The following is a 12,963-nucleotide window of genomic DNA, read 5'->3' as shown; positions in this document are numbered from 1 at the left end:
GGACCCCCCGTTCCTCCTCATCCGCCGCCCGGCGGGGATCGCCGAGGATCCGCGGTGACGCTCACCATCCCCTTCAGCGGCCCCCGCTCGGGGCTCTGGCCCCAGACCCTCGGGCAGCGCAACGTGCTGGACTGGGTCGGCAAGGACTCACTCGGAGCCGCGGACGTCCTGACCCTGCGGATCTGGACCAGGGCCGGGCTTCCCGCCCTGCGCCACGCGCTGTCGGCCACGCTGACCAGGCACGAATCGCTGCGCTCCACCCATCTGCCCGAGCAGGGGACGCAGCGGGTCGCCGGCCGCGGCGAGCTGCGGGCGGCTCTCGTCGAGGCCGGGACGCAGGAGGAGCTCGCCCTGGCCACGGCGCAGGACCGGCCGTTCGGCCTGGCGGAGGAGTACCCCCTGCGCGTCACGATCCTGACCCGGCGCAACCGTCCGTACCTGCTCGTCCTGCACCTGTCGCACATCGCCGCCGACTGGGCGGCGGCCGTGCTGCTGCGGCGGGAGCTGACGGGCGCGCTGGCCGGTGAGCGCGCGGCGCCACCGCCGGCTGTCCAGCCCGCTGTTCAGCCCGCTGTTCAGCCCGCTGTTCAGCCCGCTGTTCAGCCCGCCATCCAGCCCGCCATCCAGCCCGCGGACCTGGCCGTCGCCGAGCGGTCACCGCGGGCGCGCCGGCAACTCGACGCGGCGATCGAGCACTGGGTCACCGTGCTCGGCCGCCACCCGGCCAGGGCCCTGCCGCCGCGCGACGACTCCCCCTATCGGAGGCATCACCACGTGATCCTGCGCTCGCCGGAGGCGGGCGACGTCCTGACGCGCCGCGCCCCGTGCGCGCCGTCGTCGGTCGTGCTCGCCGCGCTCGCGCGTGCCATCGACCGCAGGTACGGCGGCGCGGAGGGTGTCCTGCACGTGTTGTGCGCCAACCGCCAGCAACCGGAGACCGCCCACTACATCGGGACGATCTCCCAGGAGACGCTGGTCGGCTACACCATCCCGCCGGGCGCCTGCCTCATCCAGACCTCCACGGTCCTGCACGGCTCGGCCCTGCGTGCCTACCGGCGGGGCAGATACGACCACGAGAGGCTCAAACGCACGATCGCGGAGCTGGGCATCGTCCGGCACCGCGACGTGGTGGTCAACAACATCAGCGGCTACCCCGGAGCGGACCCCGGCCCCGGCCCCCGCCTGGAGACCTCCACCGGCCCCGAGGACACCCCTCTCACGCTCACGGTCTACGAGCTCGCACCCCGTCTGGTGTGCAAGCTGAGCGTGGACGAGCGGTACCTGGACGCGGCACAGGCCAGGGAGTTCCTGGCCGGGATCGAGGAGGAGCTGCTCTCGATGGGAAAAGCCTCGTGACCGAGGCCCGCGTTCCGGCGCTCAGCGCTTGAACCTTTCACCGCCATTGACGGCCCTTGGTGAGGGGCCGAAGATGGGAGCGCTCCCAACCACCCTCGAGAGGTCACCCATGACACGTACCCTGCTCGCGGTAGCCGCCCTGCTGTTAGCCACGCTCGTCCCCGCCCCCGCCGCGGCCGCGGACGAGCCCCCGGAACAGATCGTGAACGGCTCCTTCGACGACGGCCTCCCGCCGTGGTGGCACACCGGCAACGTCACCTCCCAGATCGTCGACGGCCGGCTGTGCGCCGACATCCCCGGCGGCACCGCCAACCCGTGGGACGTCATCATCGGCCAGAACGACCTGGCCCTGGTCGAGGGCGAGAGCTACGCCTACCGCTTCTTCGCCTCCTCCAGCACGCCCAAGGTCGCCCGCGCGCTGATCCAGCTGCCCGTCGACCCGTGGACGCAGTACCTGTCGGCCTCGCCCGAGCTCAGCGTCTCGGGCAACGACTACTCCTTCACCTTCACCGCCCCGACCTCGCTCCCCAACGCCCAGGTGGCCTTCCAGCTGGGTGGCAGCGCCGAACCCTGGAGGTTCTGCTTGGACAACGTCTCGCTGAAGGGCGGTGCGCCGCCGGACGTCTACGAGCCCGACACCGGACCGCGCGTGCGCGTCAACATGGTCGGCTACCTGCCGGAAGGCCCCAAGAACGCCACCCTGGTCACCGAGGCGACCGAGGCGGTGAGCTGGCGGCTGCTCGACTCCGCCGGCGCCGAGGCGGCCACCGGCTCCAGCACGCCGCGCGGCATCGACGCCAGCTCCGGGCAGAACGTCCACACCATCGACTTCGGCACCTACCGCGGGCGCGGCGAGGGCTTCACGCTCGTCGCCGACGGCCAGACCAGCCGGCCCTTCGACATCGCCGCCGACCTCTACGACCAGATGCGCGTCGACGCGCTGAAGTTCTACTACACCCAGCGCAGCGGCATCGAGATCCTCGACTCCCTGCGGCCCGGGTACGGCAGGCCCGCCGGGCACACGCAGGTCGCCCCCAACCAGGGCGACAGGCAGGTGCCGTGCCAGGAAGGCGTGTGCGACTACAGCCTCGACGTCAGCGGCGGCTGGTACGATGCGGGCGACCACGGGAAGTACGTGGTCAACGGCGGCATCTCGGTGCACCAGCTGATGTCGGCCTACGAGCGCGACAAGACCGCCTTCCCCGACGGCCAGCTGGCCATCCCCGAGAGCGGCAACTCCGTCCCCGACGTCCTCGACGAGGCCCGATGGGAGATGGACTTCCTGCTGAAGATGCAGCGTGACGACGGCATGGTCCATCACAAGATCCACGACGCGGCCTGGACAGGACTGCCGCTGCTCCCCCACCTCGACCCGCAGCCCCGCGAACTGCACCCGGTCTCCACCGCCGCGACCCTGAACCTGGCCGCCACCGCCGCGCAGGCCGCCCGGCTCTACGCCCCCTACGACGCGGCCTTCGCCAAGCGCGCCCTCGCCGCGGCCGAACGCGCCTGGCAGGCCGCCCGCCGCAACCCCGCCGTGTACGCCTCCCCCGACGACGGCGTGGGCGGCGGCAGCTACGCCGACGCCGACGTCAGCGACGAGTTCTACTGGGCCGCCGCCGAACTGTTCATCACCACCGGCAAGCGCGCCTACCGCGAGGCCGTCCAGGCCTCGCCGCACCACACCGCCGACGTCTGGCGCGAGCGCGGCTTCGACTGGGGCAACACCGCCCAGCTCGGCCGGCTCCAGCTCGCCGCCGTGCCCAACGCCCTGCCCGACCGGGCCAGGGTGCGCCAGTCCGTGCTCGCCGGGGCCGACAAGTACCTCGCCGTCCTGCGCGGCCAGGCGTACGGCCTGCCGTACGGCCCGCCCGACTTCGACTGGGGCTCCAACAACCTCGTCCTCAACAACATGGTCGTCATGGCGGTCGCCCACGACCTCAGCGGCCAGGAGAAGTACCGCGCCGGGGTGCGCGAGGGCATGGACTATATCCTCGGGCGCAACGCTCTCAACCAGTCCTACGTGACCGGGTACGGCGAGGTCTCCTCCAAGAACCAGCACAGCCGCTGGTACGCCCGCCAGCTCGACCCGGCCCTGCCCAACCCGCCGCGCGGCACCCTGTCCGGCGGGCCCAACTCCGCCATCCAGGACCCGGTCGCCCAGCGGCTGCTGCGCGGCTGCAAGCCGCAGTTCTGCTACATCGACGACATCGAGTCCTGGTCGACCAACGAGCTGACGATCAACTGGAACTCGCCGCTGGCCTGGATCTCCTCGTTCCTGGCCGACCGCCGGCCGAGCTCGTCGTGCACGATCTCCTACACCGTGCACGGCAGCTGGCCCGACGGCTTCAACGCGCAGGTCACCGTCGAGAACACCGGGTCCAAGGCCATCAACGGCTGGACCCTGCAGTGGTGGTTCCTCGGCGGCCAGGAAGTGCGGCGCGCCTGGAACGCCGCGGTGCGGCAGGAGGGCTCCGTGGTCACGGCCAAGAGCCTGCCGTGGAACGCCCGCATCGCGCCCGGCCAGTCGGTGACGCTCGGCTTCCTGGGCACCCAGGCCGAAGGACCGAACCCGGCGCCCGAGGTGTTCACGCTGAACGGGGGCCGTTGCTCCTGAGCTCGTGACGGTCGGGCCGCTGTCCAATCTGTGACAGCGGCCCGACCCGGGGTCCAGGCTGGAGCCCGAGATCGCGCTGGTGGCCGAGCACGGGCACCGGCCGCTCGGGAGTTCGACGTTGGTAACCGGCTGGTCAGGGAACGCGCCTCCAGCGCCTGGCTGTCGTGACCTGAGGCGCCGGGGAACGCGAAACGGGGCAGGCCCGGTTGGGCCTGCCCCGTTGTCGTGTCGAGCCGTTCAGCCGTCAGCGGCTGCCGCGACCCCGGCGGTCGATGCCGTTGTCGGCAGCTCAGCGGCCGTTGCCGTTGTCGGCAGGTCATCGGCCGCCGCGGTCGCAGTGGCCGATGCCGTTGTCGGCAGCTCAGCGGCCGTAGCGGTCGCCTCGGTCGTTGCCGCGGAACGGGCGGTCGCCGTCGCGGCGCTCGAAGCGGCGGCCGTCGGCCGAGAAGGGACGGCCGCGGTCGCCCTCGGAGCGGAAGCCGCCCGAGCGGTGGCCGCCGCCGGAGCGGGAACCGCCCTCAGCGGAGAACGGACGGCCGCGGTCGCCACCGGGACGGAAGTCGTCGCGGCGGGGGCGGAAACCCCCGGCGCGGCGGTCCTCGCCGAACGTGCGCGGACGCTCGCCGTCGAAGCGACGCGGGCGGTCACCCTCGAACGAACGCGGGCGGTTACCCTCGAAGCCGCGCGGGCGGTCACCCTCGGACGAGCGGGGGCGGTCGCCGTCGGAGCGACGCGGGCGGCCACCGTCGGTGTTGCGGGGGCGGTCGTTGTCGAAACGGCGCGGACGGTCGTTGTCGAACGAGCGCGGGCGGTCGCCCTCGAACGAGCGGGGACGGTCACCGTCGGTGTTGCGGGGACGGTCACCCTCGAAACGACGCGGGCGGTCACCCTCGAACGAACGCGGGCGCTCGCCCTCGGACGAACGCGGGCGGTCGCCGTCGAACGAGCGGGGACGGTCGCCGTCGAAACGACGCGGACGGTCGTTGTCGAAGCGGCGCGGACGGTCCTCGCCGTCGAAGCGGCGCGGGCGACGCTCCTCGCCCTGCCCCTCGTGGCGGCGCGGGCGGCGCTCGCCGTCGAACTCGCGACGGCCGCGGCGCGGTCCGCGGTCGCCGAACGAGCCCTCGCGGCGCGGGCGCAGCGGCTTGCGCACGTCGGGCTCCCACACCGGGATGGACTCGCCGCTCGGGGTGCGGGCGCCGGTGACCTCGGCCACGCGGGGGTGCCCGATCTCGGCCCTCAGCTTGAACGGCTTGATGCCGGCCCTGCGGGTGAGGGCGTCGGTGGAGCGGCGCTCGTTGGGCAGCACGAGGGTGACCACGGTGCCCTTCTCGCCGGCGCGTGCCGTACGGCCACCGCGGTGCAGGTAGCTCTTGTGGTCCTGCGGCGGGTCGAGGTGCAGCACCAGCGAGATGTTGTCGACGTGGATGCCGCGGGCGGCGACGTCGGTGCAGACGAGCACGTCGATGGCGCCCTCGCGGAACTCCGCGAGGATGCGGGTGCGCTGGTTCTGGCGCTTGCCGCCGTGCAGGCCGCCGGCCTTGACGCCGACGCGGGCGAACTGCTTGCAGAGGCGGTCGACGCCGTGCTGGGTGCGGACGAAGACGATCGTCTTGCCCTCGCGGTTGGCGATCTCGGCGGCGATGTCGAACTTGTCGTCGCGGGAGACCTGCATGAGGTGGTGCTCCATCGTGTCCACCGGGGAGGTGGCGGGGGCGACGGAGTGGGTGATCGGGTTCTTCAGGAAGCGCTGCACCAGCTTGTCGACGTCGCCGTCGAGCGTGGCGGAGAAGAGCAGGCGCTGGCCGTCGGTGGGGGTCTGGGCGAGCAGCTCGGAGACCACCGGGAAGAAGCCCAGGTCACACATGTGGTCGGCCTCGTCGAGGACGCTCACCTCGATCTCGTCGAGGGAGCACTCGCCCTGGCGGATGAGGTCGCCCAGGCGGCCGGGAGTGGCCACCACAAGGTCGACGCCGCGGCGCAGCGCCTCGATCTGCTTGCCCATGGACATGCCGCCGACGACGACCTTCATGCGCAGGCCCAGGCCGCGGCCCAGGGGCTCGAGGGCGTCGTGGACCTGCAGGGCCAGCTCGCGGGTGGGGACCAGGATCATGGCGCGGGGAGCGCCGGGGTTGGGACGGCGGCCGGCGATGCGGGCCATCGTGGGCAGTCCGAACGCGAGCGTCTTGCCGGAGCCGGTCTGGCCTCGGCCGAGCACGTCGTTGCCGGCGAGGACGTCGGGGATGGTGGCGCTCTGGATCGGGAAGGGAGCTGCGATGCCCTGCCTGGCCAGACCGGTCACGAGCGGCTTGGGCAGCCCAAGCAGCTCGAACTCCGAGACGGTGTTGTCTTCGGAGATTTCGGGCATGGCAGCGTCGAGCATGGTCACGTAATCGTGCCTTTCACTAAAGCGGCACGTCACTTCTGCGAAAGGACGAGCCTGGTTACATGCGGGCGTGTCTGCACGCCCCTGTCGGGTGGGGACTGGGCCTTGTCGTGCGGGCCCGTCATACGCGCACCCGAGAAGCCGGCGCAGGCGGCATTACGCACATCACTGGTGCGTCAGGTACACGTGGGTGTCAACGCGCACGTCGTGGTGGATTATTCCGAGTGCGCGCCGAAACGGCTGGCATTCATGGGACGAATGCCAGCCGTACCAGAAAGAATCAGACGTTGAAGCCTAGCATACGCAACTGGTCGCGACCCTCGTCGGTAATCTTGTCGGGGCCCCACGGCGGCAGCCAGACCCAGTTGATCTTCACGTCGGAGACCATGCCCTCCAGGGCGGAGTGCGCCTGGTCCTCGATGACGTCGGTCAGCGGGCAGGCCGCGCTGGTCAGCGTCATGTCGATGGTGGCCACCGGACGCTCGGCGCCCTCGACCTTGTCGAGGTTGAGGCCGTAGATCAGTCCGAGGTCGACCACGTTGATGCCGAGCTCGGGGTCGACGACGTCCTTCAGGGCCTCCATGACCTCGTCGTGCGTCGCCTCGCCGTCGTAGCCGGTGGGGGTCTCAACAGGCTTGCTCATACGGCAGAACTCCTCACAACAGCATCCTTGTAGGCCATCCACGACAACAGGGCGCACTTGACGCGGGCAGGGAACTTCGCCACCCCGGCGAAGGCCACCGCGTCGCCCAGCACGTCCTCGTCCGGCTCGACCTGTCCCCTGCCCTGCATGAGGCGGGTGAACTCGTCGACGACGGACAGCGACTCCGTGACCGTGGACCCCTTGGTGAGCTCGTGCAGCACGGAGGCGGCGGCCTGACTGATCGAACAGCCCTGCCCTTCGTACGACACGTCGGCCACCTTGTCGCCCTCCAGGTGCACCCGGAGCGTGATCTCGTCGCCGCAGGTCGGGTTCACGTGGTGAACCTCGGCTTCGTACGGCTCGCGCAGCCCGCGTCCCTGCGGGCGCTTGTAGTGCTCCAGGATGAGTTCCTGGTACATGGAGTCGGTGATCATGTCAGGCGAACACCTTCTGGACTTGGTGGAGGCCGCGCACCAGGGCGTCGATCTCGCCCGTGGTGTTGTACAGGTAGAACGACGCCCGCGTGGTCGCCGGTATTCCGAAACGCAGGTGCAGCGGGCGGGCGCAGTGGTGTCCGACCCGTACGGCGATGCCGAACTGGTCGTCCAGGATCTGCCCGACGTCGTGGGGGTGAATCCCTTCCAGGGTGAAAGAGATGGTTCCGCCACGGTCACCGAGATCGGTCGGCCCGATGACCTTGAGGCCGGAGATCTCCTGCAGGGCCCGCATGGCGTAGGCCGTCAGGTCGCGCTCGTGCGCCTCGATGGCCTCCATGCCGACGCCGGTCAGGTAGTCGACCGCCGCGCCCAGGCCGATGGCCTCGACGATCGGCGGCGTGCCGGCCTCGAACTTGTGCGGGACCGGCGCGTAGGTCGAGCGGTCCATCCAGACCGCCTCGATCATCTCGCCGCCGCCCAGGAACGGGGGCATCGCCTCGAGCAGCTCCTGGCGGCCCCACAGCACGCCGATGCCGGAGGGGCCGACCATCTTGTGGCCGGTGAAGGCCACGAAGTCGGCGCCCAGTGCGGCGACGTCGACCGGGTGGTGCGGCACGGACTGCGACGCGTCGAGCGCCACCAGCGCGCCGGCCTGCCGCGCCAGCCGTACGATCTCGGCCACCGGGTTGACGGTGCCGAGCACGTTCGACTGGTGCGTGACGGAGACGATCTTCGTGCGGTCGGTGATGACGTCGCCCGACAGGTCGAGCCGCCCGTCGTCGGTCACGCCGAACCACTTCAGCGTCGCGCCGGTGCGCTGGGCGAGCATCTGCCACGGCACGATGTTGGAGTGGTGCTCCATCTCGGAGATGACGATCTCGTCGCCCTCGCCGAGGGTGAAGCGCGGGTCGGTGTTGGACCGGTTGCCGAGGCTGTAGGCCAGCAGGTTGAGCGCCTCGGAGGCGTTCTTGGTGAAGACCACCTCGTCGCGCGACGGAGCGCCGACGAACGCGGCGATCTTGTCGCGGGCGGCCTCGTAGGCCTCGGTCGACTCGCTGCCCAGCACGTGCATCGCGCGCCCGACGTTGCTGTAGTGCATCGCCAGGTGCTCGCGCATGGTCTCGATGACCGGCGTGGGCTTCTGCGAGGAGTTACCCGAGTCGAGGTAGACGAGCGTGCGCCCGCCCGGCAGCTCACGTGAGAGGACCGGGAAGTCCTTCCTGATCCTCTCGACGTCGAAACTCACGCCGCGTCCTTGGTGTAGGCCGCGTAGCCCTCGGCCTCCAGCTTCTCGGCGAGCTCGGGGCCACCCTCCTCGACGATGCGCCCGCCCGCGAAGACGTGGACGAAGTCCGGCTTCACGTAGCGCAGGATGCGCGTGTAGTGGGTGATCAGCAGCACGCCGGTGTCGCCCGTCCCGCGGAAGCGGTTGATGCCCTCGGAGACGACGCGCAGGGCGTCGACGTCGAGGCCGGAGTCGGTCTCGTCGAGCACCGCGATCTTCGGCTTGAGCAGCTCGAGCTGGAGGATCTCGTGGCGCTTCTTCTCGCCGCCGGAGAAGCCCTCGTTGAGGTTGCGCTGGGCGAAGGCGGGGTCGATGGACAGGGCGTCCATGCCGGCCTTCAGGTCCTTGGCGAACTCGCGCAGCTTCGGCGCCTCGCCGCGCACGGAGGTGACCGCCGAGCGCAGGAAGTTGGAGACGCTGATGCCGGGGACCTCGACGGGGTACTGCATGGCCAGGAACAGGCCGGCGCGGGCGCGCTCGTCGACCGACATCTCGAGGAGGTCCTCGCCGTCGAGCAGGACGCTGCCGCCGGTGATGGTGTACTTCGGGTGGCCGGCGATGGCGTAGGCCAGGGTCGACTTGCCGGAGCCGTTGGGGCCCATGATGGCGTGGGTCTCACCGGCGCGCACGGTCAGGTCGACACCGCGCAGGATCTGCTTGTCCTCGACGGCGACGTGCAGGTCACGAATCTCAAGCGTGGACACTATGACTCCTTCGAAAGCGAGACGAGAACGTCATCGCCCTCGATCTTGACTTGGTAGACGGGAACGGGCTTGGTGGCGGGCGGGCCGGTGGGCTTGCCGGTGGCGATGTCGAAGCACGAGCCGTGCAGCCAGCATTCGAGCGTGCCGTCGTAGACCTCGCCCTCGCTGAGCTTGACCTCCGCGTGGGAGCAGACGTCGTGCAGGGCGTAGACCTGCTCGCCCTTGCGGACCAGCGCCACGGGAGTCTCCCCGACCTCGAGCCCGAGGACGCCGCCGTCGTCGATGTCGCTGATCTGGCAGACCTTCTCGAACGTCATCGCGCCAGCTCCGCCTCGACCTTCGCGAACACGCGCTCGCGCAGCTCATCCAGCTCGATCTTCTCGATGAGCTGGCCGAGGAAGCCCCGGATGACCAGGCGCTTGGCCTCGTCGTAGGGGATGCCGCGGGCCTGGAGGTAGAACAGGTGCTCGTCGTCGAGGCGGCCGGAGGCGCTGGCGTGGCCGGCGCCGGCGACCTCGCCGGTGAGGATCTCCAGGTTGGGCACCGAGTCGGCGCGGGCGCCGTCGGTGAGGATGAGGTTGCGGTTGAGCTCGTAGGTGTCGGTGCCCTCGGCCTCGACCCGGATGATCACGTCGCCGATCCAGACGGCGTGGGCGTCCTGGCCCTGCAGCGCGCCGCGGTAGTCGACGTTCGACTTGCAGGTGGGCTGCGAGTGGTCGACCAGGAGGCGGTGCTCCAGGTGCTGGCCGGCGTCGACGAAGTAGACGCCCGACAGGTCGGCGTCGCCGCCGGGGGCGGTGTAAGTCACGCTCGGCGAGAGCCGTACGAGGTCGCCGCCGAGGGTCACCACGAAGCTCTTGAAGGTGGCGTCCTTGGCGATCTGGGCGTGGTGCTGGGAGACGTGGACGGCGTCGTCGTTCCAGTCCTGGAGGCTGATGACCTTCAGGGTGGCGCCGTCGCCGACGACGAACTCGACGTTGTCGGCGTAGACCGCCGAGCCGACGTGCTCCAGGACGATGACGGCCTCGGCCATCGGCTCGACCTTGATCAGCAGGTGGCCGAAGGCGGCGCCCTCACCGGAGCCGGTGAGGGTGACGACGGTCGGCTTGGAGGCGACGGCCTCGCGCGGGACCGTGATGACGGTCGCCTTCTCGAAGCTGTTCCACGCCTGCGCGCTGACCCGGTCGGCGGGCGCGAACGACTGGCCCAGGCGGGCGTCGTCGCGGCCGACGGTCTCGACGGTCACCTCGGGGGCGGCGTCGACCGTGACCGTGATGTGCCCGGCGGCGGCCGTGCCCTTGTGCAGGCCCTTGAGGCGGGACAGCGGCGTGAAGCGCCAGCTCTCCTCGCGGCCGCTCGGGACGTCGAAGTCTTCGAGGTTGAACGAAGACTTCTCGTGCAGGGTCGACAGGGGCTTTTCGTTCAGGCCCATCAGCCGACGGCTCCTTCCATCTGCAGCTCGATCAGCCGGTTCAGCTCGAGCGCGTATTCCATGGGCAGTTCGCGGGCGATCGGCTCGACGAAGCCGCGCACGATCATCGCCATCGCCTCGTCCTCGCCCAGGCCGCGGCTCATGAGGTAGAACAGCTGGTCGTCGCTGACCTTGGAGACCGTGGCCTCGTGACCCATGGAGACGTCGTCCTCGCGGACGTCGACGTAGGGGTAGGTGTCGGAGCGGCTGATCTGGTCGACCAGGAGCGCGTCGCACTTGACGGTGGAGGCCGAGCCGTGGGCGCCCTCCTCGATCTGGACCAGACCGCGGTAGGAGGTGCGGCCGCCGCCGCGGGCGACGGACTTGGAGATGACGGTGGAGCTGGTGTTGGGCGCCAGGTGGACCATCTTGGATCCGGCGTCCTGGTGCTGGCCCTCACCGGCGAAGGCGACCGACAGGGTCTCGCCCTTGGCGTGCTCGCCCATGAGGTAGACGGCCGGGTACTTCATGGTCACCTTGGAGCCGATGTTGCCGTCGATCCACTCCATGGTGGCGCCCTCGTAGGCGACGGCGCGCTTGGTGACCAGGTTGTAGACGTTGTTCGACCAGTTCTGGATGGTCGTGTAGCGGCAGCGGGCGCCCTTCTTCACGACGATCTCGACGACCGCGGAGTGCAGCGAGTCGGAGCTGTAGATCGGCGCGGTGCAACCCTCGACGTAGTGGACGTAGGAGTTCTCGTCCACGACGATCAGGGTGCGCTCGAACTGGCCCATGTTCTCGGTGTTGATCCGGAAGTAGGCCTGGAGCGGGATGTCGATGTGGGTGTTCGGCGGCACGTAGATGAAGGAGCCGCCGGACCAGGTCGCGGTGTTGAGCGCGGCGAACTTGTTGTCGCCGACCGGGATCACCGAGCCGAAGTACTCCTTGAAGAGCTCCTCGTGCTCGCGCAGGCCGGTGTCGGTGTCGACGAAGATGACACCCTTCTCCTCCAGGTCCTCGCGGATCTGGTGGTAGACGACCTCGGATTCGTACTGCGCGGCGACGCCGGCGATGAGGCGCTGCTTCTCCGCCTCGGGGATGCCGAGCTTGTCGTAGGTGTTCTTGATGTCGGCGGGCAGCTCGTCCCAGGAAGCGGCCTGCTTCTCGGTGGAGCGCACGAAGTACTTGATGTTGTCGAAGTCGATGCCGGTGAGGTCGGAGCCCCACGTGGGCAGCGGCTTCTTGCCGAACAGGCGCAGGCCCTTGAGGCGGAGGTCCAGCATCCACTCCGGCTCGTTCTTGAGCGCGGAGATGTTGCGGACGACCTCCTCCGACAGGCCACGCTTGGCCGCGGCCCCGGCTTCGTCGGAGTCGGCCCAGCCGAACTTGTAATTCCCGAGGCCCTCAAGCTCCGGGCGGTCGGTGACAGTCACCTTCCGGTCTCCTTGCTCTCTCTGATCCGTACGGGGCTCACGTGCGTGGTGCACACCCCGTCGCCGTGTGCGATGGTGGCCAGCCGCTGCACCGGAGTGCCGAGCAGCTGCGCGAATGCTTCGGTCTCGGCCTCGCACAACTGCGGGAACTCCGCGGCTGCGTGCGCGACCGGGCAGTGGTGCTGGCAGAGCTGGTCGCCGCCGGACTTCGCCTTGCTGGCGCTGGCCGCATACCCCTCCGCCGACAGCGCCTCGGCCAGCATCTGCACGCGCCGGTCTGCGGGCACTGCGCTCATGACCGGCTCCAGCCGCTCCACCAGGCCCTTGACCTGGGAGCGGGCGAAGTCGGACACCGCCTCCTCGCCCAGGCGCTCGGCCAGGAAGCGCAGGGCGCTGCCGGCCAGGTCGTCGTAGGCGTGCTCGAAGGCGCTGCGCCCCGCATCGGTGATGGCGAAGAGTTTCGCCGGTCGCCCGCGTCCGCGCTGCCCGCGCGGTCGCATGGTGCGGGGCTCGATCATCCCCTCGGCCTCCAGCGCGTCGAGGTGGCGCCGGACCGCCGCTGGGGTCAGTCCGAGCCGCTCCCCGAGAGCCGCTGCCGTGATGGGGCCATGCTCGAGAATGAGCCTGGCGACGCGCGCACGCGTGCCTGAGTCCATCCCCTGCATGTTTTTCACAACATCAGTGTGCCGTA

General features: G+C 70.1%; 11 protein-coding genes. 2 read left to right on the top strand and 9 right to left on the bottom strand.

Annotation, left to right across the window (positions count from 1 at the left end):
* Nucleotides 1-54: 54 nt before the first annotated feature.
* Both HNR30_RS36710 and HNR30_RS36705 read left to right on the top strand, forming a co-directional pair.
* The gene (locus HNR30_RS36710) at nucleotides 55-1,356 is read left to right on the top strand and encodes a hypothetical protein (protein WP_181614752.1); all 1,302 of its coding nucleotides are present in this window, start codon (nucleotides 55-57) and stop codon (nucleotides 1,354-1,356) included.
* A 109-nt stretch (nucleotides 1,357-1,465) separates the two neighbouring features.
* Nucleotides 1,466-3,973 (top strand): glycoside hydrolase family 9 protein, encoded by a 2,508-nt coding sequence (locus HNR30_RS36705; RefSeq protein WP_181614751.1) that lies wholly within the window; start codon nucleotides 1,466-1,468, stop codon nucleotides 3,971-3,973.
* A gap of 361 nt (nucleotides 3,974-4,334) precedes the next feature.
* On the opposite strand, the gene HNR30_RS36700 is transcribed toward HNR30_RS36705, so the two are convergent.
* From HNR30_RS36700 to HNR30_RS36660, 9 genes are all read right to left on the bottom strand, one after another.
* A complete protein-coding gene (locus HNR30_RS36700; RefSeq protein ID WP_246380017.1) occupies nucleotides 4,335-6,341 on the bottom strand; it encodes a DEAD/DEAH box helicase in 2,007 nt (668 codons plus the stop codon).
* A gap of 298 nt (nucleotides 6,342-6,639) precedes the next feature.
* Nucleotides 6,640-7,002 carry a metal-sulfur cluster assembly factor gene (locus HNR30_RS36695; RefSeq protein ID WP_181614749.1) on the bottom strand — a complete coding sequence of 121 codons (363 nt, stop codon included), beginning with the start codon at nucleotides 7,000-7,002 and terminating at the stop codon, nucleotides 6,640-6,642.
* Complete coding sequence (gene sufU, locus HNR30_RS36690; protein WP_181614748.1) at nucleotides 6,999-7,436, bottom strand: Fe-S cluster assembly sulfur transfer protein SufU; 438 nt, start codon at nucleotides 7,434-7,436, stop codon at nucleotides 6,999-7,001. The genes HNR30_RS36695 and sufU overlap by 4 nt, the downstream gene beginning before the upstream one ends.
* Nucleotide 7,437: 1 nt before the next feature.
* Entirely contained in the window at nucleotides 7,438-8,685 is a 1,248-nt protein-coding gene (locus HNR30_RS36685; RefSeq protein ID WP_181614747.1) for a cysteine desulfurase, read from the bottom strand.
* Nucleotides 8,682-9,428, bottom strand: coding sequence for a Fe-S cluster assembly ATPase SufC (gene sufC / locus HNR30_RS36680; protein WP_181614746.1), 747 nt, complete (start codon nucleotides 9,426-9,428; stop codon nucleotides 8,682-8,684). Before sufC ends, HNR30_RS36685 begins: the two co-directional genes overlap by 4 nt.
* The gene (locus tag HNR30_RS36675; RefSeq protein WP_181614745.1) at nucleotides 9,428-9,745 is read right to left on the bottom strand and encodes a non-heme iron oxygenase ferredoxin subunit; all 318 of its coding nucleotides are present in this window, start codon (nucleotides 9,743-9,745) and stop codon (nucleotides 9,428-9,430) included. Before HNR30_RS36675 ends, sufC begins: the two co-directional genes overlap by 1 nt.
* A complete protein-coding gene (gene sufD / locus HNR30_RS36670) occupies nucleotides 9,742-10,860 on the bottom strand; it encodes a Fe-S cluster assembly protein SufD (protein ID WP_181614744.1) in 1,119 nt (372 codons plus the stop codon). Before sufD ends, HNR30_RS36675 begins: the two co-directional genes overlap by 4 nt.
* Nucleotides 10,860-12,272 carry a Fe-S cluster assembly protein SufB gene (sufB, locus tag HNR30_RS36665; RefSeq protein WP_181614743.1) on the bottom strand — a complete coding sequence of 471 codons (1,413 nt, stop codon included), beginning with the start codon at nucleotides 12,270-12,272 and terminating at the stop codon, nucleotides 10,860-10,862. Before sufB ends, sufD begins: the two co-directional genes overlap by 1 nt.
* Entirely contained in the window at nucleotides 12,269-12,937 is a 669-nt protein-coding gene (locus HNR30_RS36660; RefSeq protein ID WP_181615180.1) for a helix-turn-helix transcriptional regulator, read from the bottom strand. The genes sufB and HNR30_RS36660 overlap by 4 nt, the downstream gene beginning before the upstream one ends.
* Nucleotides 12,938-12,963 lie beyond the last annotated feature (26 nt).

This window comes from Nonomuraea soli (assembly GCF_013761175.1).
GTDB classification, from domain to species: Bacteria; Actinomycetota; Actinomycetes; order Streptosporangiales; family Streptosporangiaceae; genus Nonomuraea; species Nonomuraea soli.
The sequence above is the reverse complement of the archived record's forward strand: the minus strand, read 5'-3'. Positions and strand labels throughout refer to the sequence as shown.